Genomic DNA, 23,832 nt, shown 5'->3' with positions numbered 1-23,832 from the left:
CGAGGGCCGCCCGCGCGTTCTCTGCGTGGTTGCCGGGAGAATCAACCATAGCGCTTCGGTATCACCGATCCGGCGATGATCGTCAATCTTCGCAATAGTTGCTGATTTGTCGTCTATCGCACGCAAAAATACGCTTGTTCAGCCCGTTTTCAGCGATAGATCCAGTGCGTAGCGTGCGAACCATGGCAATGAAAACCCATATCGTTCGCAGCGTCGGGGCCGCCGAGGACTTTCCGCGGTCACAGCATCTGGCCACGCTGATCGCCGAGGTGGCCACCGATCCGGTGGCGGTGACCGGCGAGGTCACCGACATGATCGTCAACCGCATCATCGACAACGCCGCCGTGGCCGCCGCGTCGGTCCTGCGCGGTCCGGTCCGCACCGCCCGCGCGCAGGCGTCGGCCCATCCACTGTCCGCCGCCTCGTCACGCCACGGGGCCACCGTCTTCGGACTGCCCGGCGGGCAGCGAGTTTCACCCGAGTGGGCGGCGTGGGCGAACGGGGTCGCGGTGCGCGAGCTCGACTTCCATGACACGTTCCTCGCGGCGGAGTACTCGCATCCGGGCGACAACATCGCGCCGATTCTGGCCGTCGCCCAGCACATGGGCCGGTCCGGCGCCGAGCTGATCCGCGGGCTCGCCACCGGCTACGAGATCCAGATCGACCTGGTGCGCGCGATCTGCCTGCACGAACACAAGATCGACCACGTCGCTCACCTCGGCCCGTCGGTCGCCGCGGGCATCGGCACGCTGCTCGGCCTCGACACCGAGACCATCTATCAGGCCGTCGGCCAAGCAGTGCACACCACGACCGCCACGCGGCAGTCCCGCAAGGGCGAGATCTCCAGCTGGAAGGCCTATGCCCCCGCGTTCGCCGGGAAGATGGCCGTCGAGGCGGTCGACCGGGCGATGCGCGGTGAAGGCGCGCCCGCACCCATCTGGGAGGGCGCCGACGGTGTGATCGCCTGGTTGCTCGGCGGCACCGATGCCGAATACCAGGTGCCGCTGCCGACTCCGGGCGCGGCCAAGCGCGCCATTCTCGACAGCTACACCAAGCAACACTCCGCCGAATACCAGAGCCAGGCCCCGATCGACCTCGCCCGCCGACTGCGCGAGCGGATCACCGACACCGCCCGCATCACCTCGATCGTGCTGCACACCAGCCACCACACGCACTACGTGATCGGCACCGGATCCGGCGACCCGCAGAAGTTCGATCCGCACGCCAGCCGCGAGACCCTCGACCACTCGCTCCCCTATATCTTCGCGGTCGCCCTCCAGGACGGGACCTGGCATCACGAGCGCTCCTACGCGCCCGAGCGCGCCCAGCGACCCGACACGGTGGCGCTGTGGCGCAAGATCGCCACGGTCGAGGATCCCGAGTGGACGCGCCGCTATCACGCGACCGATCCGGCCGAGAAGGCCTTCGGCGCCCGTGCCGTGGTGACTCTCGACGACGGCGAGGTGATCGTCGACGAACTCGCGGTCGCCGACGCGCATCCACTGGGCGCGCGGCCGTTCGCGCGCGAGCAGTACGTCGAGAAGTTCCGCGTCCTCGCCGACGGTGTCGTGACGCCCGCCGAGCAGAACCGTTTCCTCGATGCCGCCCAGCGCACACCGGAACTCGGCGCAGGCGAGCTCGATCAGCTGAGCTTCACCGTCGATCCCGCGCTGTTCGACCGGCTGCCCGCCGCACGGGAAGGACTGTTCTGATGACTGTTTCCGGACTGCTCGCCGCGCACACCACAGCCGCGCAGAAGCGCGCGAGTTTCCGCGCCGGGCTGGCCTCAGGTCGCTTGCAACGACTGCCAGGAGCGGTGAACCCGCTGGTGGCCACACTGATCCAGGAGATCGGATTCGACGGCGTCTACGTCTCGGGCGCGGTGATCTCGGCCGAGCTGGCACTGCCCGATATCGGCCTGACCACGCTCACCGAGGTCGTCGAGCGTGGCCGCCAGATCGCCCGCGCCACCGATCTGCCCGTCCTCATCGACGCCGACACCGGCTTCGGTGAACCGATGAACGCCGCCCGCACCGTGACCCTCCTGGAGGACGCGGGGCTGGCAGGCTGCCATCTGGAGGACCAGGTCAACCCGAAACGCTGCGGACATCTCGACGGCAAGGCGGTCGTCGACACCGCCGAGATGGTGCGCCGGATCCGGGCCGCCGTGGCGGTGCGCCGCGATCCGGACTTCGTGATCTGTGCCCGCACCGACGCACGCGCGATCGAGGGTCTCGACGCGGCGATCGAGCGGGCAAGAGCCTACGTCGACGCGGGCGCGGACCTGATCTTCACCGAGGCGCTGGCCGAGGAGGCCGAGTTCGCGAAGTTCCGCGCCGCCGTGGCTGTCCCGCTGCTGGCGAACATGACCGAATTCGGTAAGACGCCGCTGCTGAGCGCGCGGACACTGACCGATCTCGGCTACAACGCGGTGATCTATCCGGTCACCACGCTGCGCCTGGCGATGGGCGCGATCGAAGACGGTCTGCGCGAGATAGCGACGGCTGGAACACAATCGGCGCTGCTGGACCGGATGCAGCACCGGTCTCGGCTCTACGAACTGCTCGGCTACCGGCACTACAACGCATTCGACTCCGGCATCTTCGACTTCACAGTGGGTGAGTGACGCCATGACCAGTGGACACACAACACAACCCGCCATCGCCAAGGGCTTGGCCGGGGTGGTGGTCGACACGACGAGCATTTCCAAGGTCGTCGCCGAGACCAACTCGCTGACCTACCGTGGCTACCCGGTCCAGGACCTGGCCGCACGCTGCGGTTTCGAGGAGGTCGCCTACCTGCTCTGGTACGGCGAACTCCCCGACGACGGTCAGCTGCAACTGCTCTGCCAGCGTGAACGCGCCCAGCGCCGGATCGACCGGTCGGTGCTCGCCCTGCTGGAGAAGATGCCGCAGACCTGCCACCCGATGGACGCGGTCCGTACGGTCGTGAGCTACCTCGGCACCGAGGACGCGGCCTCCGAGAGTACGAGCGAGCGCGAACGGCTCGACGCCGCACTGCGATTGACCGCGCTGCTGCCGACGGTGATCGCGACGGCGATGCGCAGGCGCCGGGGGCTCGACCCGATCGCACCGCACTCCCAGCTCGGTTTCGCCGAGAACTTCCTGTACATGTGCTTCGGTGCGGTACCGGATCCGCGGATCGTGCGCGCGTTCGAGATCTCGCTGATCCTCTACGCCGAGCACGGATTCAACGCGTCGACCTTCGCCGCTCGCGTGGTGACCTCCACCGGCTCGGACTCCTACAGCGCCATCACGGCGGCGATCGGCGCCCTGAAGGGACGATTGCACGGCGGCGCCAACGAGGCGGTGATGCACACGATGCTGGAGATCGCCGATCCCGCGCACGCGCAGGCATGGATCGCCGAAACCCTCGGCGCCAAGCGCAAAGTGATGGGCTTCGGGCATCGCGTGTACCGCAACGGCGACTCCAGGGTGCCGACGATGAAGGCGGCCCTCGACGAGGTCGCGGCGGTGACCGGGGGACAGCAGTGGGTCCGCATGTACGACGAACTCGCCGCCGCGATGGCCGAGAAAACCGGCATAGCGCCGAATCTCGACTTTCCGGCAGGGCCTGCCTACTACCTGATGGGCTTCGACATCGAGATGTTCACGCCGATCTTCGTGATGAGCCGGATCACCGGCTGGACCGCGCACATCGCCGAGCAGTCGGCCGCCAACGCGCTGATCCGGCCGCTGTCGGAGTATCGCGGCGTGGCCCAGCGTGCGGTTCCGGTCGCCAGGGCGAGCTGAACCGAACCACTGCCCCGGACGGAAATCTCCGTCCGGGGCAGTGGTTCGTGTGCCGCTCACCGTCGCGGTGCTCAGCTCCCGTCGGTCAGCGCAGCGCCGCGGCGGCCGTCACCAGATTGCGTAGCGACGCCTCGACCTCCACCGGTCCGCGGGTCTTCAGGCCGCAGTCCGGATTCACCCAGAGGCGTTCGGCCGGAACGGCTTTCAGCGCCGCGGACAGGGAGATCGTGATCTCCTCGACCGACGGCACCCGCGGCGAGTGGATGTCGTAGACGCCAGGCCCGACACCGAGCGCGAACCCGGCCGCGTTCAGATCGTCGAGGACCTCCATGTGCGAGCGCGCCGCCTCGATCGAGGTGACATCGGCGTCCAGGCCCGCGATCGCCGAGATGACCTCGCCGAACTCCGAGTAGCACAGGTGGGTGTGCACCTGGGTGGTGTCGGCGACGCCCGCGGTGGCGAGGCGGAACGAGTCCACCGACCACCGCAGGTAGGCAGGCTGTTCGGCCGCGCGCAGCGGCAGCAGCTCGCGCAGGGCGGGCTCGTCGACCTGGATGATCCGCGCGCCCTGGGCTTCCAGGTCGAGCGTCTCGTCCCGGATGGCGAGCGCGACTTGGCGGGCCGAGTCACCCAGCGGCTGGTCGTCGCGGACGAACGACCACGCCAGGATGGTCACCGGGCCGGTGAGCATGCCCTTGACCGGCTTGGTGGTCAGCGACTGGGCGTATCCGATCCACGACAGCGTCATCGCCGCGGGCCGGGTGACATCACCGAACAGGATCGGCGGACGCACGCAGCGGGTGCCGTAGGACTGCACCCAGCCCGCCTCGGTGACGGCGAAACCGTCGAGCAGTTCGGCGAAGTACTGCACCATGTCGTTGCGTTCGGGTTCACCGTGCACCAGCACGTCGAGACCGAGCTCTTCCTGCAGGGTGATCACGTCGGCGATCTCGGCCCGCATCCGCCGCACGTACTCGGCCTGGTCGATCTCGCCCTTGCGCAGCGCGGCACGGGCCAGCCGGATGGTCGAGGTCTGCGGGTAGGAGCCGATGGTGGTGGTCGGCAGCACCGGCAGGTCGAGGTGATCGCGCTGACGGGCGCGACGCTCGTCGGCGGGGGAGCGGGTCAGGTCGTTCTCGTCGAGCGCGGCCAACCGGCCGCGGACCTGGTCGTTGTGCAGACGCGGATCGGTCCGGCGTGAGTCGGCGGCGGCGCGGGCCGCGGCCAGCTCGTCGGCGACCGCGTCGACGCCCGCGGTGAGTGCGGTGGCCAGGACGCGCACCTCGCCGACCTTCTCGGTGCCGAAGGCCAGCCACGAGCGCAGCCGCTCGTCCAGCCCGGTCTCGGGAGTCAGCGAATACGGCACGTGCAGCAGCGAGCACGAGCTCGACACGGCCACCGCGTCGGCGCTGCCGAGCAGGGTGCCCAGGGTGCCGAGGGCAGCGTCGAGGTCGGCGCGCCAGATATTGCGGCCGTCGACCACACCCGCCACCACCAGTTTGCGGGACAGGGTGGGCAACGCCGCGACCGCCGAGAGATCGGCGCCCGCGGTGACATCGAGGGCGACACCCTCGATCTCGGTGTCGGCCAGCACCGCCAGGGCGGCATCGGGGTGCCCGAAGTAGGTCGCGACCAGGATCGCGGGCCGGTTCTGCGCGGCCGACAACGCGCTGTAGGTCTGGCCGACCAGGGCGAGCTCCGCCTCGGTCAGGTCGGTGACCAGCACCGGCTCATCGATCTGTACCCACCGCGCGCCCGCGTCCGCCAGCCGGGCCAGCAGGTCGAGATACAGCGGCACCAGCTCGGGCAGCCGCTCCAGTGCGGCGCCGTCGACGGCTTTGGCCAGCTTCAGGAAGGTGATCGGACCGATCACCACCGGCCGTGCGGGGACCCCCAGCTCGATCGCCTCGTCGAGTTCGGTCAGCAGCTTGCCCGGATGCAGGGAAAAGGTGGTGGCCGCATCGATTTCGGGCACCAGGTAGTGGTAGTTGGTGTCGAACCACTTGGTCATCTCCAGCGGAGCGATCGTGTCGGTGCCGCGCGCGGCCGCGAAATAGCGGTCGAGCGGATCGGCGATTCCGGCGACCCGCGCCGGCAGTGCGCCCAGCAGTTCCGCGGTGTCGAGCATCTGGTCGTAGTAGGAGAAGGTGCCCACCGGCACCGAATCCATTCCGGCCGCGGCGAGTTCGGTGAGCTGGGCGCGACGGAGCTGACGGCCGACCGCGTGCAGGTGCGCGGCATCGGCGCGGCCCGCCCAGTAGGACTCGGTGGCGCGCTTGAGTTCCCGGTTCGGGCCCACTCGCGGTAGGCCGAGAACCGTTGCGGTGAAGGGGGTATGCGAAACAGTCACGGAGATTCTCCAGTGTCGTGCGGGGAGAGCCGCCGCCTTTTCGCGGGCACACGCCACACGGCCGACAGAGTCGCGAAAGCACACGACAGGTCGGTATCGGTGGTCCGCGCGCCCGATCCACGAGGCGGTGGCCGCCGGATACGGCGTATCCGGCACAGTCGGCAGGTCTTCGGACTCGCGGGCACCGGTCGTGTGATCGACCGACCTACTGGCCGTCGCTTCCCAGGCGTGCAGCCCAGTGCTGATGACGGCGGTCGTTCCTGCTCACCGCTGCGGGACAGTCCCGGATTCTCACCGGGTTCCCTCTCACCCGGTGCGGAACATGATCCGCACCCGGGTTTCGACGCCTACGCGGGAGGTCGGGGCTCCGACTCTTCCACCGCGCACGCGAACCAGCTGCCTGCCCAGCATAGGCCCTCGGCGGGGCCATGGGTCACCGCCCCATCCGGTACACGGCCGTGACCTGCGGTTGCGCCCACGTTGTCCGTGCGCACCGCGCACCGCTGCGCACGGTGAGATGTGACGGCCCGATGAACGCAACTTCGCAGGTAGGCAGGTGTGCGGTGTGAAGATTGCTGCGAAGCCACCTTGCGTGTCCGGCCCCGGCTCGTGGCCGGGTACCGTAGGCCAATGTTCTCGAAAGTCTTGGTCGCAAATCGTGGTGAGATCGCTATCCGTGCCTTCCGCGCGGCCTACGAACTCGGCATCGGAACGGTCGCGGTGTTCCCGCACGAGGATCGCAATTCCGTCCATCGCCTGAAGGCTGCCGAGTCCTATCAGATCGGCGAAGAGGGTCATCCCGTTCGCGCGTACCTGTCGATCGAGGCGATCATCGAGGCGGCCAAGAGCGCCGGCGCCGACGCGATCTACCCCGGCTACGGCTTCCTGTCGGAGAACCCCGACCTCGCCGCGGCCTGTGCCGCCGAGGGCATCACCTTCATCGGCCCCACCGCCGAGATCCTGGAGATGGCCGGCAACAAGGCCACGGCCATCGCGGCGGCGAAGGCGGCCGGACTGCCGACGCTGAAGTCCAGCGAGCCCTCGGCCGATATCGACGAATTGCTCACCGCCTCGGCCGAACTCGAATACCCGATCTTCGTCAAGGCCGTCGCCGGTGGTGGTGGCCGTGGCATGCGCCGGGTCGCCGCGCCCGAGCAACTGCGTGAGTCGATCGAGGCCGCGTCGCGCGAAGCGGAGTCGGCGTTCGGCGATCCGACGGTGTTCCTCGAGCAGGCGGTGGTGAACCCGCGCCACATCGAGGTACAGATCCTGGCCGACCAGCACGGCAACGTCATGCACCTGTTCGAGCGGGACTGTTCGCTGCAGCGTCGCCACCAGAAGGTGATCGAGCTCGCGCCCGCCCCGAACCTGTCACCGGAACTGCGCGAGCGCATCTGCGCCGACGCGGTGGCCTTCGCCCGCCAGATCGGCTACATCAACGCGGGCACCGTGGAGTTCCTCCTGGATGAGCGCGGCAACCACGTGTTCATCGAGATGAACCCGCGCATCCAGGTGGAGCACACGGTCACCGAGGAGATCACCGACGTCGACCTGGTGCAGTCGCAGCTGCGCATCGCGGCGGGCGAATCCCTCGCCGACCTGGGGCTGAGCCAGGAGACGGTGCAGATTCGCGGCGCCGCGCTGCAGTGCCGCATCACCACCGAGGACCCGGCCAACGGCTTCCGCCCCGACACCGGCCGCATCACCGCCTACCGCACCCCCGGCGGCGCGGGCATCCGCCTCGACGGCGGCGCGAATCTCGGCGCCGAGATCGGCGCCTACTTCGACTCGATGCTGGTGAAGCTCACCTGCCGTGGTCGTGACCTGCCCGCCGCCGCCGCGCGCGCCCGCCGGGCGCTGGCCGAATTCCGTATCCGCGGCGTGACGACCAACATCCCGTTCCTGCTGGCGGTGCTCGACGACCCCGATTTCCAGGCGGGCCGGGTCACCACCTCGTTCATCGACGAGCGTCCCGAACTGCTCACCTCGCGCGGCTCGGCCGACCGCGGCACCAAGATCCTGACCTATCTGGCAGACATCACCGTCAACAAGCCGAACGGCGACCGCCCGACCACGGTGTACCCCTACGACAAGCTGCCCGCTGTCGACCTCACGCTGCCGCCGCCGGACGGCTCGCGCCAGCGTCTGCTCACTCTCGGACCGGAGGGTTTCGCGAAGGCCCTGCGCGAGCAGAGGGCACTCGGTGTCACCGACACGACCTTCCGTGACGCACACCAGTCGCTGCTGGCCACCCGTGTCCGCACCAACGGTCTGCTCGGTGTGGCGGGTCATGTCGCGCGGCTGACCCCCGAACTGCTCTCGATCGAAGCCTGGGGCGGCGCGACTTACGATGTGGCACTGCGGTTCCTGCACGAGGACCCGTGGGAGCGCCTGGCCGCGCTGCGCGAAGCCGTGCCGAACATCTGCCTGCAGATGCTGCTGCGCGGTCGCAACACCGTGGGCTACACGCCCTACCCCGAACAGGTCACGCGCGCTTTCGTTTCCGAGGCCGCCGCCACCGGTATCGACATCTTCCGCATCTTCGACGCGCTCAACAACGTCGACCAGATGCGTCCGGCGATCGACGCGGTCCGCGAAACCGGTACCGCCATAGCCGAAGTCGCGCTCAGCTACACCGGCGACCTGCTCGACCCGAACGAATCGCTCTACACCCTCGACTACTACCTGAAGCTGGCCGAACAGATCGTCGACGCGGGCGCGCACGTCCTCGCGATCAAGGACATGGCCGGTCTGCTGCGTGCCCCCGCCGCCGCGAAACTCGTGACCGCACTGCGCAGCAACTTCGATCTGCCGGTGCACGTGCACACCCACGACACCCCCGGCGGCCAGCTGGCCACCTATCTGGCGGCCTGGCAGGCCGGGGCCGACGCGGTCGACGGTGCGTCCGCTGCCATGGCGGGCACCACCTCACAGCCCGCGCTGTCGGCGATCGTGGCGGCCACCGCGCACACCGATCGCGACACCGGCCTGAACCTGCAGAACGTGTGCGATCTCGAGCCGTACTGGGAGGCGCTGCGCAAGGTCTACGCGCCGTTCGAGTCGGGTCTGCCCGCGCCGACCGGTCGGGTGTACACCCACGAGATCCCGGGTGGTCAGCTGTCGAACCTGCGTCAGCAGGCGATCGCGCTGGGCCTGGGCGACCGGTTCGAAGAGGTCGAGGCCAAGTACGCGGCCGCCGACCGGCTGCTGGGTCGCCTGATCAAGGTGACTCCGTCGTCGAAGGTCGTCGGTGATCTCGCGCTCGCGCTGGTCGGCACCGGTGTCGACATCGAGGACTTCGCCGCCGACCCGGGCCGCTACGACATCCCCGATTCGGTGATCGGCTTCCTGCGCGGTGAGCTCGGCACCCCGGCAGGCGGCTGGCCGGAGCCGTTCCGCAGTAAGGCGCTGGCCGGGCGCAACGAGCCCAAGCCCGAGACCCCGCTGAGCCCGGCGGATCAGAAGGCCCTCGACGGCTCGTCCGCCGAGCGTCGCGCCACACTGAACCGGCTGCTGTTCCCCGGCCCGACCGCCGAGTTCAACGCCCACCGCGAGAAGTACGGCGACACCACCGGGCTGTCGGAGAACCAGTTCTTCTACGGCCTGCGCCGCGGCGAAGAGCACCGCGTGCAGCTGGAGAAGGGCGTCACCCTGCTCATCGGCCTCGAGGCGATCTCCGAGCCGGACGAGAAGGGCATGCGCACGGTCATGTGCATCATGAACGGGCAGTTGCGCCCGGTCGCGGTGCGTGACCGGTCCGTCGCCTCGGAGGTGCCCGCGGCGGAGAAGGCGGACAAGAACAACGCGGGCCACATCGCGGCACCGTTCGCCGGTGTGGTCACCCTGGCGGTGTCCGAGGGCGACGAGATCCACGCCGGCGACACGGTCGGCACCATCGAGGCGATGAAGATGGAAGCGGCCATCACCGCGCCGCGCGGTGGCGTGGTGGGCCGGATCGCGACCACCAAGGTGGCCCAGGTCGAGGGCGGCGACCTGCTGGTGGAACTGGTCGCACGCGAGTCGGAATGACACGCATCGTCGCGGGTGTGGCGGGCGGGCGGCGCTTGAAGGTGCCGCCCGCCGGTACCCGCCCTACCTCCGATCGGGTGCGTGAAGCGCTGTTCAGCGCGATCGACGCCCGCCTCGATCTGGACGGGACGCTGGTCCTGGACCTGTACGCGGGCTCGGGGGCGCTGGGGTTGGAAGCGCTGTCGCGCGGGGCGCAGCGGGCGCTGCTCGTGGAGTCCGATCGCAAGGCGGGCGAGGTGGTGCGCGCCAATATCGCCGAGCTCGGTCTGCCCGGTGCCGAACTGCGGCTCGGCAGTGTGTCCTCGGTGCTGAAACAATCCGCGCCGAGGGCCTACGACGTGGTGTTCTCGGATCCGCCCTACGACGTGAGCACCGAGGACGTGATCGCCGACCTCACCGCGCTGGCGAACAACGGCTGGCTCGCGCCGGAAGCGCTGGTGGTGGTGGAACGGTCGAGCCGCTCACCCGAGATCACCTGGCCCGCAGGCTATGTGGCGTTGAAGACACGCAAATACGGGGAGACCAGAGTCGAGCTCGCCGAGTTCGGTGCTACAGCGTGTCCGGAAACCTAGATCGTCCCGGACACCGCCCTTCTCGGGCGTCGTCGGTTCACGCCACAAGCGTGGCGTGAACCTCTGTTCCCGCGTCTACCAGGACGGTTTCACCGACACCCACAGGGTGCCGGTCAGAGCCTTCCCGTCGGCGGACTTTGGTAACCCGGCCTCCTGCTCGGGGGTCCGGGGATCGTGAAAAGTCTTGTTCAATCGTCGGCCACAGTGCGAGGTTGACCGCCGCGTTGTGGTCCCGGTCAGCGCGAAACCCACATTCGCAGACGAACACGCGATCCGCCAACGACAGCGTCGGATTATGTGCGCCGCAGGCCGAGCACCGTTTACTCGATGGAAACCAACGATCCGCGACGGTGACCGTGCCACCGTGCCATGCCTGCTTGTAGACCAACAGGCGCGCGAAATCGGCCCATCCGACGTCGCTGATCGCGCGGGCCGAACGACGGTTGCCGAGCATTCCCGCAACGTTCAAGTCTTCGACAACGAGCCGGTCGTGGGTCTTGACCAACTGGTTAGCAACTTGATGAGCGAAATGACGGCGAATGTTGGCGACCTTGTGATGGTGGCGGGCCAGCTGGGCAACCGCCTGCCGATGGTTGCGGGACCCGCTCTGCTTCCGAGTCACCGACTTCGCCATCCGTCGTTGACGATCCAGCCCGGTAGTCAGTGGTTTGGGGGCGTTGGTGATACGAGCGACCTCGGCACCGGTGGAGTTCGCGGCGACAGCGAACGCGGTCAAACCGCGGTCGATCCCGACCCAGCCACCGTGATCAGCGTGTTCCCGGGGCCGGTGACGATGGGCTGTGTGGAGATCAGATGCTTCGACGGTCAGGCTGATCCACCAGCGTCGCACCCGATAGGCGACGGTGACGTAGAGGATCCTCGCCCGGTCTTTGGTAAGCATCCGCCGCAACCGGCGGGTGTCCTCGCGCACCCGGATCGCGCCGATCCCAGGCAACGCCACTGACCGAGCGCGTCCCTGGTCACCGACTCGGATCGACGCTCGCCCCGACTTGGCGGGCTTGTTACGGATCCGGAATGCCGGGACGGTTGTACCCTTCTTCTTGAACCGGGGAAACCCGACCCGTTTACCCGCGTGTTTGCCGGTTCTGGAATCAGAGAACGCGGCCAGCGCGCGACCGCAGTCGACGGCGGCTTCCTCGAAAACTTGCTGAGACACCTGAGCACGCCATGCCAACCCGGTTACCTGTACTTCGGTGACCCCAGCCGCGTCGACAGTGAAGACCCGTCCTGCGGCTTCGGTCTTCTTCCAGGTGTTGAACGTTTTGATCAGGTCGAACCGAGTCCATGGGACCGGATGTGCTGGGCGGGTTTTGCGTTGGGTGAGAGCGGTTTTCACGAAGTCGAGGCTTTGGTTGAACGCGAATCGGGCCGCACCGGCATGCCTTGCGAGCATGTCGGACTGCTCGACTATGGGGTCGAGGCAATACCGGAAAGTCGTGTGGCGGCTCATCATCCACGAGTGTGACACGCACCACCGACACTGAATGACGAGCCGCCCGGCACGGGCCGTCTCAGTTCTCAGATAGTCTCTGAGGTATGGCTGCAGCACTGTGCCCCGGCTCCTTCGACCCGGTCACCAACGGTCACCTCGACGTGTTCGCTCGCGCGGCCGCCCAGTTCGACGAGGTGATCGTCACCGTCAACGTGAACCCCAAGAAGCAGGGCATGTTCACCGTCGAGGAGCGCATGGAACTGCTGCGCGAATCCGTCGCCCACCTGCCGAACGTGCGCGTCGCCTCCTGGCAGGGCCTCACGGTGGACTTCGCCAAGCAGGAGGGGATCAGCGCGATCGTCAAGGGGCTGCGCGACGCGGGCGACTTCGGCTACGAGCTCCAGATGGCCCAGATGAACCACAAACTGGCCGGCGTGGACACCTTCTTCATCGCCACCAATCCGTCCCTGAGCTTCCTGTCCAGCTCGCTGGTCAAGGAAGTGGCGGCCTATGGCGGCGACGTGAGCGACATGCTCCCGCCGGCGGTCCACAAGCGCCTGCTGGACCGCCTGGCCGAACGTAAGGGCTAGGAAGTCGCGGGCAGGCGGAACAGTCCACGCAGGGCGAGGAATCGCATGCCGCCGACCGCGGCGGTGATGGCCAGGACCGTCAATGCCTGCGTGATGTCACCCAGTCCGGGTGCCCAGAAATCCAGTCCGGCCAAACACGCGGTCGTGATCGCGAGTCCGATCAACGCGATCCCGCCGCCTTCCCACTGCGCCGTGAACCAGGTGACCCGGTCGGTGGCGTGGAACGTGAGCTGACGGTGGAATTCGTTGGCGATGATCGTGCTGACCACCGATCCGGCCACATTGGCGACCAGTGGGCCGATGCCGTGCATCGCGAAGAACAGCAACACATAGGCGATGTTGCTCGATCCGCCGACGAGGGCGAAGCGGAAGAGCTGGGGCAGCGCGCGGTCGCCGCGCAGGTACGTGAGCGCGCCCTCGAACTGCGGGCGCAGCGCGGGTGCGACTTCACTCGGCGTCACCACGGGGAACGGACCGGTCCAGGGAGTGAACATGCCCGCGACGTGCGACACCGGACTCCTAGGAGTTTCCAGGAGGGTCATGTTCGACTCCGATCCCAAATGAACAGACGTCGAGGAGTACAACAGCGAAAAGGTTGCGGTGCTTCCCGGCGGACGGCGTTGTCGTGCTTACCGATGGTAGCCGAAGTGGAGGGCTGCACTCCACTTGATATCTGTGCGATCTTGGACACTGTCGCGACACACCGCGACGACATTCGGCACAGCCGCCCCGGACAGGCACACTGGGCGTCGGCGGTAGTGGTTTCGCCGTGAGTCCGCAGGAGGGTAGTGAGCATGTATCGCGTATTCGAAGCACTCGACGAACTGGTCGCCATCGTCGAAGAGGCGCGTGGCATCCCGCCGACCCGCAGTTGCATCGTGCCGCGCGGCGATGTTCTCGAGCTGCTCGACGACGTCCGCGACGCGCTACCCGGTGAACTCGACGACGCCCAGGACGTGCTCGATCACCGCGACAAGATCGTCGGCGACGCCCGTTCCGGCGCCGAAACGACGGTCACCACGGCCAACGAGCAGGCACGCACCACCATCGACAAGGCGCGCGCCGAGGCCGATCGCATCCTCGCCGACGCCAAGGACCACGCCGACCGGATGGTCGCCGAGGCCACCGCCCACGCCGACCGCCTGGTGACGTCGGCCCAGGCCGAGGCCGATCAGGTCGTCGCCGACGGCAATGCCGAGTACGACGAGCTCACCGGTCGCGCCCAGATCGACGCCGACCGGGCCATCGAAGCGGGCAAGGCCTCCTATGAACGTTCGGTCGCCGACGGGAAGGCCGAGCAGGCCCGCCTCGTCGCGCAGACCGAGGTCGTCCGGGTCGCGCACGCCGAATCCGCCCGTCTGATCGACGAGGCCCAGGCCGAGTCCGACCGGGTGCGCACCGAATGTGACGACTACGTCGACGAGCAGATGGCCGATTTCGGCAACAGGCTCGCATCCATGGAAGAGACGCTCAACACCACCCGGCGCTCGATCACCCGCGGACGCCAGCAGATGCGCGGCGCACCGGCCGCCGAATACCCGGAATACGCTGCCGAGCACCGGCGCTGACCGGCCCTGGCGCCCAGCGCGCGTTTTGAGTTCCGGCGGGGTCCTGCCGTACTGTGGAATGGTTGCCCATTATCCCCTCAACGGTAAGTGAGTCCGTGATGTCCGCCGGTTCCGGTTCGTCCGCGCGTCCACGCAAGACCAGTGGTCCTGTGTCGGAGGCGGGCTTTGTGCTGGATGTCCGCAATCTCGGCCGTCGGCCGGGAACCATGCGGGAGCTGCGTCGCACGGTCACCGACCACGAGCGGCTGGGTCTCGACCTGATCGCCATCCCGGCCGATGCCGAGGTGGAACTCGATCTGCAATTGCAGGCGGTCTCGGAGGGTGTGCTGGTCACCGGCACGGCGTCCGGGCCGACGGCCGGGGAGTGCTCGCGCTGCCTCGAACCGTTCGAGGACCAGGTGGAGATTCGTCTGACGGAGTTGTTCGCGTATCCGGACAGCACCACCGAGCAGACGACCGAGGATGCCGAGGTCTACCGCATGGAAGACGACCTCGTCGACCTCGAGCCGGTGATCCTCGACGCCATCGGGCTGGAGCTTCCGCTGCAGCCGCTGTGCTCGCCGGACTGCGCGGGCCTGTGCCCCGAGTGCGGTGTGCGGATGGCGATTGCGGGTCCTGATCATGGGCATGAGATACTGGACCCTCGCTGGGCGAAGTTGGCGAATTTTGCCACTGACGAGCCCGGTACCGGCGACCCCGCCTGAGGGTTCCACCACCAAGACCAAACCGTTGCCGCGGCATCTGATGCCGGTGTAGTCAGCGAAAACCAAGAGGAGAAGTAGCCGTGGCTGTTCCCAAGCGTCGGATGTCGCGTTCCAACACCCGGTCGCGGCGCAGCCAGTGGAAGGCCACCGCGCCGACCCTGGTCACCTGCCCGAACCGCGCGTGTGGTGAGAAGACCCTCCCGCACATCGCGTGCCCGTCCTGCGGCACCTACAAGGGCCGCCAGGTCACCTCTGCAGTCTGATCGTTGTAGATCATTCCTAGCAACGTGACAGCCAGTAAAGACAATGTGGGCGCGGCGGATCACGCCAGCCTGCTCACCGCCCTCGGTGTCGACGTACGACCGGAGCTTCTGCGCCTAGCGCTGACGCACCGGTCGTACGCGTACGAGAACGGCGGTTTGCCGACCAACGAGCGCCTGGAATTCCTCGGCGACTCGGTACTCGGCCTCAGCATCACCGAGCGCCTGTATACCGAGCATCCGGAGAAGTCCGAGGGTGAACTCGCGAAACTGCGCGCCAGTGTGGTGAACATGCACGCGCTCGCCGAGGTGGCGCGTGGTCTCGGCGACGGCGGACTCGGCCAGTACCTGCTGCTCGGCAAGGGCGAGGAGCTCACCGGCGGTCGCGACAAGCCGAGCATCCTCGCCGACGGCATGGAATCGCTGCTCGGTGCGGTGCACCTCGAGCACGGCATCGAAACCGCGCGCGGTGTGGTGCTGCGGCTGTTCGCCGACCTGCTCGAGCGCGGCCCCCGCATGGGCGCCGGCCTCGACTGGAAGACCAGTCTGCAGGAGCTCACCGCCGAACGCGGTCTCGGCGTGCCCGCCTACGAGATCACCTCCACCGGACCGGACCACAACAAGGAGTTCACCGCCACCACGGTGATCGCCGGTGTTCCGTACGGTTCAGGCGTGGGTCGCTCCAAGAAGGAAGCCGAGCAGAAGGCCGCCGGTACCGCGTACAAGGCGCTGACCGCCGAATCCGCAGACAAAGCCTGAGCCGTGCCCGAACTGCCCGAGGTCGAGGTTGTTCGTCGCGGTCTCGCCGAGCACGCCGTCGGTAGGGCCATCGATACCGTCACCGTCACCCACCCGCGAGCCGTGCGCAGGCACATCGCGGGTGGTGCTGATCTGGCGGCGAGGCTCACCGGGTTGCGGATCGACTCCGCGCAGCGCCGCGGTAAGTATCTGTGGCTCACCTTCGACGAGCCCGATACCGCACTGGTGGTGCATCTGGGCATGAGCGGTCAGATGCTGGTGCAGCCCGCCGACGCTCCCGTCGAGAAGCACGCGCACATCCGGGCCGTGCTCGGTGACGGCGCCGAATTGCGCTTCGTCGATCAGCGCACCTTCGGCGGCTGGGCGCTGGCCGACCTCGTCGAGGTGAACGGGACCGTGGTGCCCGATTCCGTGGCCCATATCGCGCGCGATCCGCTCGACCCACTGTTCGATCGCGAGGCCGTGGTCGCGGCCATCCGCGCCAAGAACACCGAGATCAAACGCGTGCTGCTCGACCAGACGGTGATCTCGGGTATCGGCAATATCTACGCCGACGAAGCACTGTGGCGGGCCGGATTGCACGGCACCCGCGTGGCCGCCGAACTCACCCGGCCGGTCGTGCGTACCCTGCTCGACGGAGTCAGCGCGGTCATGACCGAGGCGCTGGCCGTCGGTGGCACCTCCTTCGACGCCCTGTACGTGAATGTGAACGGCGAATCCGGCTATTTTTCCCGGTCACTGGCCGCTTACGGGCGCGAGGACGAACCGTGCGATCGGTGTGCGACGCTGCTGGTGCGGGAACAGTTCATGAATCGGTCGTCGTTTTCCTGTCCGAAGTGTCAACGGAAGCCGCGCCGCCGCTGATCCGGGCACGCTAACGTTTCCTCTGACAGGTCGTGACAGACCGGGTCCGTGCAGGGAGGACGTTATGCGCAAGCTGACCTATTTCGTGGCATCGACAATCGACGGTTTCATCGCCGCCGAGGACGGAACGCTGGACTTCTTCCCGGTGGGCGGTGATCACGGGCCCGCGATCATCTCGCAGTACCCGGAAACCCTGCCCACCAAGGTGCGCGAGGCGCGCGGAATCGCGGCGGGCAACATCTACTTCGACACCGTGATCATGGGCCGCAAGACCCACGACTTCGGGGTACGCACCGGCACCGCCAGCCCGTACGAGCACCTGCGCCAGTACGTGGTGTCCACGACGCTGCCCGAATCACCCGCACCCGGGGTGGAATTGATCGCCGAGGATCCGATCGCCGCGGTGCGTGAGCTCAAACGCGAAGACGGACTGGGCATCTGGCTCTGCGGTGGCGGTGAACTGGCGCAGGCGCTGCTGCCCGAGATCGACCAGGTGTTCCTGAAGCTGCATCCGGTGGTGCTCGGCACCGGCAGGCCGCTGTTCGGCGGCGGGGCGAAACTGCCCGCGCCGGAGAAGTTCCGGGTGATCACCAGCCGGGTGTACGCCGACGGCGTCGCGTTCCTCAAGTACGGCCGGATCAAGTAGTCACGATGACATCGGCGGCGAGTCCGGGTCCGGTGGCGGCACTGCGCGAGGTCGGGTTCTGGCTCGAACGCGGTCGTGCCGAAACGCACCGGGTGAAGGCTTACCGCCGTGCCGCCGATGTCGTCGCCGGGCTCGCCGACGACGAGGTGTCGACTCGCGCCCGCGAACACAGTTGGCGTGAGCTCGCCGGGATCGGGCCCAAGACGGCGGCCATCATCGAACAGGCTTGTGCCGGTGAGGTTCCCGGCTATCTTGCCGAGCTCCGCGCACAGGCGAAGCCGATCGCACCCGCGGGTGAGGAGCTGCGCGCGGCGCTGCGCGGTGATCTGCACACCCACTCGGACTGGTCCGACGGGGGCAGCCCGATCGCCGAGATGATGGGCGTCGCGGCCGCGCTCGGCCACGAATACTGCGCGCTGACAGACCATTCGCCGCGTCTCAAGGTCGCCAACGGCCTGTCCGCCGACCGGCTGCTGCGCCAGCTCGACGTGATCGCCGAACTCAACGAGCAGATGGCGCCGTTTCGCGTCCTCACCGGTATCGAGGTCGACATCCTCGACGACGGCACCCTCGACCAGCGGCCAGATCTCCTCGAACGCCTGGATGTCGTTGTCGCCAGCGTGCACTGGCACCTGCGCGACGACAGCGACACGATGACCAAGCGCATGGTCTACGCCGTCGCGAACCCTCACGTCGATATCCTGGGTCACTGCACGGGCCGTCTCGTGGAAGGGGCGCGCGGCACCCGGCCGGAGTCGTCGTTCGACGCCGAACTCGTCTTCGAAGCCTGCCGTCGTTACGGCACCGCCGTCGAGATCAACAGCCGCCCCGAACGCCGTGATCCACCCGGGCGTTTGATCGAGCTGGCCGTCGAGATGGACTGCCTGTTCTCCATCGACACCGACGCGCACGCGCCGGGCCAGCTGGCGTGGCAGGGGTACGGATGCGAGCGGGCGCTGGCGCACGGTGTGACGGCTGAAAAGGTGATCGACACCTGGCCGGTCGAGCAGTTGCTCGCCTGGTGCTCGGAATCGAATGAGTGAAGTCTTGCCCAACAACTGATTTCGATCTCTGATCCGCCGAATCCCGGCTGGTACACATCAACTCGCTGATCGACATGGTTTAGTGGGGGATTTGATGGACATTCCGGTGGAGCTCGTACTTTCCGCGGTCGGCCTCGTGGTGGCCTCGGCGGCGTTCGTTCGCGAATTCGTCCTGGTCGGGCGGCGTCGGCTGGGATACCGCGTCCAGATGGACACGCCGGTGACCGGCGAGACGGACACCGCGTCGCTGGTCGGCGCCCTGGCGAATCTGAGCACCCCGGAAGCCGGTGGGCCACAGCTGGACCTGTCCAAGCTGTCGGTCGTGCTGGTCCGCGTCGAGAACAACGGCACGCTCGCCATCGACCCCGACGACTACACGATGAGTGGAGCCGATCCGCGGGTCGGGCTGCATGTCACGTTCCCTGGTCGTGAGGTCATCGGTTTGGCGGTGACCGAGCTGGACGGGCCGCTCTCCGACAATCTCGGCCCCGCATCGGGTATCGGCAAACGGGCCAGAGGCGAGGGCGAGAACTTCGCCGGCATCATCGATCTGCCGAAGGTGCAGCTCGAACGACGCCAGCACTACAAGATTCTCGCGGTGCTCAAGCGGGTGCACGGTGACGGGGAGCCGGTGGAACCGGTCCTGACCGGGCGGGTCAAGCGAGGCAAGGTCGTCGAGACCACGAGTCACTCCGGCCCGTCGAAGAAACTGATGGCGCTGTCGGGCTTCCTGGTCGCGCTGATCGCGGTGCAAGCGGTCCTCGCTCTGCAACCGGACCCGCCACCGCGTGACTGCGCGGAGGGTGCCCTCACGCTGGTCGGTTCCACCGCGATGGCGCCGATGATTCGCACGGCCGCGCAGAACTACGCAAAGACCTGCACCGGAGCGAAATTCACCTTCGACTTCGCGGGAACCTCCGACGGGCTCGTCGAGCTGGTCCAGACCGGCCCGACGCAGGAGATGCTCGCGATCAGTGACGGTCCAAAGGGCAACGGCTTCGACAAACTGGTCGAGTATCAATTGGCTCTCAGTTCCTTCTCGATCGTGACCCACCCGGGTGTCGACCTGCCGAATCTCACGACGCAGCAGGTCCGTGATCTGTACCGGGGAAACATCAAGAACTGGAACCAGATCGGTGGGCCCGATCAGCCGGTGGTGCTGATCGACCGGGAGGCGGGTTCCGGCACCCGAACGGCGCTCGAGAACCGGTTGCTCGAAGGTAACCGTAAGGTGTTCCCGTTCATCCCGTGCGCCGGAAGGCCATCGGAGGGCGAACAATGCGAAGTCAAGACCACCGAGGGGGTGGCATCGTTCGTCGCCCGTACCCCGGGCGCGGTGGGTTACATGGAGACTTCGGCGGTCAGCGGTGAGGTGAAACTCGTCGCGCTGGACGGGGTCAACGCGTCGGAGGACACCATGAAGATGCGGACGTACCCGCTCACGGTGGTGGAGTACGCCGATACACATGGACAGGTGGCCGGTGATTCGCTGGCGGCTCAGTTCATCGACTACCTGATGCACGGTCAAGGCAGGGCCACTATTCGGGAGTTCGGCAATATTCCGTGCCTGGATTCGGTTGGACAGGCAATCTGTACGCCGTAGACCGCCTCTGACCGCGTAATCTCCTGCCGTGGTAGGTAATCGATATAGAACATTTCCAGCAACACGCTGGTTTACTCTGCGGTAGCGGGGTACGTTCCTTGACGGCCCCTCTGTTCAGGCGGGCACCCGAAACGGTGCGTATTGCGTCTGGCCAGGCCAACCATGCCCCATGGACGGCGGTGAAGCTCTCGTCTCCACCTCCGCCGAGGCGGCCATCTCTTGTTCGCGCAAGTGTTGCTAGGTTGCGTCCCTGGAAGGAAGGTCATGAGTACAGACACGTCGGCAATGTCGCCGACCGGTTTGTCCGCGTCCGATCTCTACTCGATCGATCACCACGGTGGTCCCCTGCGGATCGCGATGGTTGTTCCACCGTATTTCGATGTTCCACCCAAGGCCTACGGCGGCGTCGAGGCCGTCGTCGCCGATCTGGTCGACTCCCTGTGTGAGCGTGGCCATCACGTCACCCTGTTCGGTGCGGGTGTCGACGGTACCAAAGCGGATTTCGTTCCGCTGTGGGACCGGATCCAGCCCGAACGGCTGGGCGATCCGTTCCCGGAAATCGTGCACGCGCTGCGGGTGCGCCGCGCCATCGAGCGGCTGGCCGATACCGAAGGCATCGACCTGGTCCACGACCACACGTTCGCGGGCCCGCTGAACGCGCCCGCCTACGCCAATCTCGGGTTGCCGACGGTGGTCACCGTGCACGGCCCGGTGCAGGACGACTGCTACCGCTACTACAAGGAACTGGGCCAGGAGTGCTCGCTCGTCGCGATCAGCGACCGTCAGCGCGCGCTGGCGCCCGATCTGCCATGGGCGGGCCGGGTCCACAACGCGCTGTGTCCCGATCAGTGGCCGTACGAGACCGAGAAGCAGGACTACGCACTGTTTCTCGGCCGGTTCAGCGACGACAAGGGCCCGCATCTGGCGCTCGACGCCGCCCACGCCGTCGGCATGCCGCTGATCCTTGCGGGCAAGTGCAGTGAGCCGCCGGAGAAGGCCTACTTCGAGGAGTTCGTGCGGCCGCGGATGACCGATCAGGATCAGATGTTCGGTCTCGCCGACGCGGCCGCCAAGCGTAAGCTGCTCTCCGGAGCTAAGTGTCTGCTGTTCCCCATTCGATGGGAGGAGCCGTTCGGCATGGTGATGATCGAGGCGATGATCTGCGGTACGCCCGTGGTCGCGTTGCGTGGCGGTGCGGTGAGCGAAGTGGTGGTCGACGGGGTCACCGGGCGGATCTGTGACGATCCGGCCGAGCTGCCCGCGGCCATCGCCGAAGTTCAGACCTACGATCCGGCGGTCTGCCGCAAGCACGTGGTCGACAACTTCAGCGCCGACACCCTCGGCCGCGGCTACGAACAGGTGTACCGGGATCTGCTCGCCCGCACCACGATCGGGTACGACACCGCGTATGCGATGCCGATGCCCGTCGGGGTAGCGGCCAACGGGCGCGCATGAGCACCGACAGCGCCTCGGCGCCGAGCCCCCTCAACGCGGGGGAACCCGCGGGTCTCGGTGGCGGCGGCGGCAACATCACCCTGGTCGAAGGCGGCACGTTCTGCCTGTCCGACCGGCTCGGCGATATCGAGCCGGGTAAGCCGCAGGGCCTGTTCTTTCGTGACGCCAGGGTGATTTCGCGCTGGGAGCTGATGATCGACGGCAAACGGCCCGAGGCGCTGTCGGTGTTGAGCCCGGAGGCCTTCGCGGCGCGGTTCGTGCTGCGCAGGCCGCCGCAACAGGGTCGGGCCGACAGCACCCTGCTCGTGGTGCGCGATCGGCTCGTCGCCGAGGGCATGCACGAGCTGATCACGCTGGAGAACATGAGCCGTGAGGCGACAGCGGTGGTGCTCGAACTGCACGTCGACGCCGATTTCGTCGACCTGTTCGCGGTGAAGGAAGGCCGGACCCACGGGCGCCGGGCGGAGATGACCACCACCGACGGTGAACTGCTGCTGCACGATCGCGCCGATCTGTCACGTGGGCTCGCGCTCACCTCGACCGTCGAGCCGATGGTGTTGCCCGGCACCATGATCTGGCGGGTCGTGGTCCCCGCGGGCGGGCGCTGGCAGACCGAGATCACCGCCCAGCCTGCGGGTGCCGCGCAACGCCCGCAGACCGCGGGGACACCGGGCGAGCGATATCGGGCCAGCGAGCCCGTGCGCAAGATCCAGGCCTGGCGAGCCACCGCCACCGATATCTCCGCGGATTCGGGCCTGCTCAACCAGATCCTGCGGCGCACCGAAAGCGATCTGGGCGCTTTGCAGATCCACACCGATTCGGGCACCAACCGGCCATTCGTGGCGGCGGGCGCGCCGTGGTTCATGACGCTGTTCGGCCGGGACTCCCTGCTCACGGCGTGGATGTCGCTGCCACTGGAAACCGATCTGGCACTGGGCACTTTGCAGCAGCTGGCCGAATTGCAAGGGCAGACGATCGACCCGCTCGTCGAGGAGGAGCCGGGCCGGATCATGCACGAGATGCGGCGCGGGCCCTCGGTCGGGCAGGTGCTGGGCGGGCAGATCTATTACGGAACCGTCGACGCCACACCGCTTTTCGTGATGCTGCTCGCCGAATGTCTGCGATGGGGCGCGGATCCGGCGTCGATCGCCACCCTGCTGCCAGCGGCCGACGCCGCGATCAGCTGGATCACCGATTTCGGTGACCGCGACGACGACGGTTTCGTCGAATACGTGCGCGCCACCGATCGCGGCCTGATCAATCAGGGCTGGAAGGACAGTTTCGACGGAATCAACGACGCCGCGGGACATATCGCCGAGGCCCCGATCGCGCTGGCCGAGGTCCAGGGATATGTGTACGCGGCGTTCCTGGCCCGTGCGGAGCTCGCCGACCAGTTCGACGACCCCGAGCTGGCCGTGCGAATGCGGGAACGGGCCGACGAGTTGCGAACCAAGTTCGCCGAACAGTTCTGGCTACCCCATTACGGGTGGTACGCGGTGGCCTTGGACGGACGCAAACGCCAGGTCGACGCGTTGACCAGCAATGCGGCGCACTGTCTGTGGTCGGGCATCGCGACCGACGAGCACGCCGAGATCCTGATCCGGAATCTGTCCCGGGCGGAGATGGATTCGGGCTTCGGGCTGCGGACGCTGGCTTCCGATATGGGCGCCTACAACCCGATGAGTTACCACTGCGGGTCGATCTGGCCGCACGATACGGCGATCGCTGTCGCCGGGTTGATGCGATACCAGCATGTGCCGGGCGCGGTGGAACTGGCGACGAAGCTGTCGGGTGGTCTGCTCGATGCCGCCGCGGCGTTCGACGGCCGGTTGCCCGAGCTGTTCTGTGGTTTCCCGCGGGCGAGATTCGCCGCGCCCGTGCCGTATCCGACGTCGTGTTCGCCCCAGGCCTGGGCCAGTGCGGCGCCGTTGCTGCTGGTTCGGTCGTTCCTCGGGCTCGATCCCGATGTGCCGGCCAGGACGTTGACGCTGCGGCCGCAGATTCCCCCGGCCTGGGGGTGCGTGCGGATGTCGGAGTTCCGGCTCGGCGACGGGGTGACGGTGGATCTCGAGGTGTGCGGCTCGGCGGTGACCGTGACGGGCCTGCCCGAGGGCTGGGCGCTGATCACCGACGAGGAGTAGATCGCGGAATCGGGGCCGCGAC

General features: G+C 67.4%; 19 protein-coding genes and 1 riboswitch. Of the genes, 16 read left to right on the top strand and 3 right to left on the bottom strand.

Annotation, left to right across the window (positions count from 1 at the left end):
- The first annotated feature begins 188 nt into the window (after positions 1–188).
- The 3 genes from ACWFRF_RS15940 to ACWFRF_RS15930 are packed head-to-tail and all read left to right on the top strand — an operon-like array spanning position 189 to position 3,773.
- Entirely contained in the window at positions 189–1,712 is a 1,524-nt protein-coding gene (locus ACWFRF_RS15940; protein ID WP_452450620.1) for an MmgE/PrpD family protein, read from the top strand.
- Complete coding sequence (prpB, locus tag ACWFRF_RS15935; RefSeq protein WP_449964591.1) at positions 1,712–2,626, top strand: methylisocitrate lyase; 915 nt, start codon at positions 1,712–1,714, stop codon at positions 2,624–2,626. Before ACWFRF_RS15940 ends, prpB begins: the two co-directional genes overlap by 1 nt.
- Before the next feature lie 4 nt (positions 2,627–2,630).
- Positions 2,631–3,773, top strand: a complete 1,143-nt coding sequence (locus ACWFRF_RS15930) for a bifunctional 2-methylcitrate synthase/citrate synthase (RefSeq protein ID WP_452450593.1) — start codon at positions 2,631–2,633, stop codon at positions 3,771–3,773.
- An 85-nt stretch (positions 3,774–3,858) separates the two neighbouring features.
- Here the strand turns inward: ACWFRF_RS15930 and metE are convergent, their stop codons facing one another.
- On the bottom strand, positions 3,859–6,129 hold the full coding sequence (metE, locus tag ACWFRF_RS15925) for a 5-methyltetrahydropteroyltriglutamate--homocysteine S-methyltransferase (protein WP_452450618.1): 2,271 nt from the start codon (positions 6,127–6,129) through the stop codon (positions 3,859–3,861).
- 137 nt (positions 6,130–6,266) lie between these two features.
- A riboswitch (cobalamin riboswitch) is annotated at positions 6,267–6,452 on the bottom strand.
- 301 nt (positions 6,453–6,753) lie between these two features.
- Between metE and ACWFRF_RS15920 the strand changes: the two genes are divergently transcribed.
- Both ACWFRF_RS15920 and rsmD read left to right on the top strand, forming a co-directional pair.
- Entirely contained in the window at positions 6,754–10,152 is a 3,399-nt protein-coding gene (locus ACWFRF_RS15920) for a pyruvate carboxylase (RefSeq protein WP_378992132.1), read from the top strand.
- Positions 10,149–10,724 (top strand): 16S rRNA (guanine(966)-N(2))-methyltransferase RsmD, encoded by a 576-nt coding sequence (gene rsmD / locus ACWFRF_RS15915; RefSeq protein WP_378992134.1) that lies wholly within the window; start codon positions 10,149–10,151, stop codon positions 10,722–10,724. The genes ACWFRF_RS15920 and rsmD overlap by 4 nt, the downstream gene beginning before the upstream one ends.
- 37 nt (positions 10,725–10,761) lie before the next feature.
- On the opposite strand, the gene ACWFRF_RS15910 is transcribed toward rsmD, so the two are convergent.
- A complete protein-coding gene (locus ACWFRF_RS15910; protein WP_378992135.1) occupies positions 10,762–12,195 on the bottom strand; it encodes an RNA-guided endonuclease TnpB family protein in 1,434 nt (477 codons plus the stop codon).
- An 86-nt stretch (positions 12,196–12,281) separates the two neighbouring features.
- Here ACWFRF_RS15910 and coaD point away from each other — a divergent pair, with 86 nt between their 5' ends.
- Positions 12,282–12,767 carry a pantetheine-phosphate adenylyltransferase gene (gene coaD / locus ACWFRF_RS15905; protein WP_056811926.1) on the top strand — a complete coding sequence of 162 codons (486 nt, stop codon included), beginning with the start codon at positions 12,282–12,284 and terminating at the stop codon, positions 12,765–12,767.
- Here coaD and ACWFRF_RS15900 read toward each other — a convergent pair.
- Positions 12,764–13,309, bottom strand: coding sequence for a GtrA family protein (locus tag ACWFRF_RS15900; RefSeq protein WP_378992136.1), 546 nt, complete (start codon positions 13,307–13,309; stop codon positions 12,764–12,766). The two genes, coaD and ACWFRF_RS15900, sit on opposite strands and share 4 nt — an antisense overlap.
- Positions 13,310–13,561: 252 nt before the next feature.
- On the opposite strand from ACWFRF_RS15900, the gene ACWFRF_RS15895 reads away from it, so the two are divergent.
- The 10 genes from ACWFRF_RS15895 to ACWFRF_RS15850 all read left to right on the top strand — a co-directional run bounded on the left by ACWFRF_RS15895 (position 13,562) and on the right by ACWFRF_RS15850 (position 23,810).
- Complete coding sequence (locus ACWFRF_RS15895; protein WP_378992397.1) at positions 13,562–14,335, top strand: DivIVA domain-containing protein; 774 nt, start codon at positions 13,562–13,564, stop codon at positions 14,333–14,335.
- A gap of 98 nt (positions 14,336–14,433) precedes the next feature.
- Positions 14,434–15,039, top strand: coding sequence for a YceD family protein (locus ACWFRF_RS15890; RefSeq protein ID WP_364401610.1), 606 nt, complete (start codon positions 14,434–14,436; stop codon positions 15,037–15,039).
- Positions 15,040–15,119: 80 nt separating this feature from the next.
- The gene (gene rpmF / locus ACWFRF_RS15885; RefSeq protein ID WP_040708879.1) at positions 15,120–15,302 is read left to right on the top strand and encodes a 50S ribosomal protein L32; all 183 of its coding nucleotides are present in this window, start codon (positions 15,120–15,122) and stop codon (positions 15,300–15,302) included.
- A 24-nt stretch (positions 15,303–15,326) separates the two neighbouring features.
- Positions 15,327–16,058, top strand: coding sequence for a ribonuclease III (gene rnc, locus ACWFRF_RS15880; RefSeq protein WP_358064067.1), 732 nt, complete (start codon positions 15,327–15,329; stop codon positions 16,056–16,058).
- A gap of 3 nt (positions 16,059–16,061) precedes the next feature.
- Positions 16,062–16,922, top strand: a complete 861-nt coding sequence (mutM, locus tag ACWFRF_RS15875; protein WP_378992137.1) for a bifunctional DNA-formamidopyrimidine glycosylase/DNA-(apurinic or apyrimidinic site) lyase — start codon at positions 16,062–16,064, stop codon at positions 16,920–16,922.
- A gap of 64 nt (positions 16,923–16,986) precedes the next feature.
- Positions 16,987–17,568 (top strand): dihydrofolate reductase family protein, encoded by a 582-nt coding sequence (locus ACWFRF_RS15870; RefSeq protein ID WP_378992139.1) that lies wholly within the window; start codon positions 16,987–16,989, stop codon positions 17,566–17,568.
- Positions 17,569–17,573: 5 nt separating this feature from the next.
- On the top strand, positions 17,574–18,611 hold the full coding sequence (locus tag ACWFRF_RS15865; RefSeq protein ID WP_452450588.1) for a PHP domain-containing protein: 1,038 nt from the start codon (positions 17,574–17,576) through the stop codon (positions 18,609–18,611).
- 94 nt (positions 18,612–18,705) lie between these two features.
- Positions 18,706–20,214, top strand: a complete 1,509-nt coding sequence (locus tag ACWFRF_RS15860) for a PstS family phosphate ABC transporter substrate-binding protein (protein ID WP_452450587.1) — start codon at positions 18,706–18,708, stop codon at positions 20,212–20,214.
- Positions 20,215–20,499: 285 nt separating this feature from the next.
- Entirely contained in the window at positions 20,500–21,669 is a 1,170-nt protein-coding gene (locus ACWFRF_RS15855; RefSeq protein WP_379316068.1) for a glycosyltransferase family 4 protein, read from the top strand.
- Positions 21,666–23,810 (top strand): amylo-alpha-1,6-glucosidase, encoded by a 2,145-nt coding sequence (locus ACWFRF_RS15850; RefSeq protein ID WP_387442114.1) that lies wholly within the window; start codon positions 21,666–21,668, stop codon positions 23,808–23,810. Before ACWFRF_RS15855 ends, ACWFRF_RS15850 begins: the two co-directional genes overlap by 4 nt.
- The last annotated feature ends 22 nt before the right edge of the window (positions 23,811–23,832 follow it).

The sequence above is a fragment of the Nocardia sp. NPDC055165 genome, assembly GCF_053606985.1.
Note: the sequence above shows the minus strand (reverse complement) of the source record. Positions and strands in the feature narration are given on the sequence as shown.

What these genes read in the sequence shown, in the direction of transcription:
- ACWFRF_RS15940 (WP_452450620.1), top strand. Translation starts at nt 189, where the DNA reads ATGAAAACCCATATCGTTCGCAGCGTCGGGGCCGCCGAGGACTTTCCG.
- prpB (WP_449964591.1), top strand. Translation starts at nt 1,712, where the DNA reads ATGACTGTTTCCGGACTGCTCGCCGCGCACACCACAGCCGCGCAGAAG.
- ACWFRF_RS15930 (WP_452450593.1), top strand. Translation starts at nt 2,631, where the DNA reads ATGACCAGTGGACACACAACACAACCCGCCATCGCCAAGGGCTTGGCC.
- ACWFRF_RS15920 (WP_378992132.1), top strand. Translation starts at nt 6,754, where the DNA reads ATGTTCTCGAAAGTCTTGGTCGCAAATCGTGGTGAGATCGCTATCCGT.
- rsmD (WP_378992134.1), top strand. Translation starts at nt 10,149, where the DNA reads ATGACACGCATCGTCGCGGGTGTGGCGGGCGGGCGGCGCTTGAAGGTG.
- ACWFRF_RS15910 (WP_378992135.1), bottom strand. Translation starts at nt 12,195, where the DNA reads ATGAGCCGCCACACGACTTTCCGGTATTGCCTCGACCCCATAGTCGAG.
- coaD (WP_056811926.1), top strand. Translation starts at nt 12,282, where the DNA reads ATGGCTGCAGCACTGTGCCCCGGCTCCTTCGACCCGGTCACCAACGGT.
- ACWFRF_RS15900 (WP_378992136.1), bottom strand. Translation starts at nt 13,309, where the DNA reads ATGACCCTCCTGGAAACTCCTAGGAGTCCGGTGTCGCACGTCGCGGGC.
- ACWFRF_RS15895 (WP_378992397.1), top strand. Translation starts at nt 13,562, where the DNA reads ATGTATCGCGTATTCGAAGCACTCGACGAACTGGTCGCCATCGTCGAA.
- ACWFRF_RS15890 (WP_364401610.1), top strand. Translation starts at nt 14,434, where the DNA reads ATGTCCGCCGGTTCCGGTTCGTCCGCGCGTCCACGCAAGACCAGTGGT.
- ACWFRF_RS15870 (WP_378992139.1), top strand. Translation starts at nt 16,987, where the DNA reads ATGCGCAAGCTGACCTATTTCGTGGCATCGACAATCGACGGTTTCATC.
- ACWFRF_RS15865 (WP_452450588.1), top strand. Translation starts at nt 17,574, where the DNA reads ATGACATCGGCGGCGAGTCCGGGTCCGGTGGCGGCACTGCGCGAGGTC.
- ACWFRF_RS15860 (WP_452450587.1), top strand. Translation starts at nt 18,706, where the DNA reads ATGGACATTCCGGTGGAGCTCGTACTTTCCGCGGTCGGCCTCGTGGTG.
- ACWFRF_RS15855 (WP_379316068.1), top strand. Translation starts at nt 20,500, where the DNA reads ATGTCGCCGACCGGTTTGTCCGCGTCCGATCTCTACTCGATCGATCAC.
- ACWFRF_RS15850 (WP_387442114.1), top strand. Translation starts at nt 21,666, where the DNA reads ATGAGCACCGACAGCGCCTCGGCGCCGAGCCCCCTCAACGCGGGGGAA.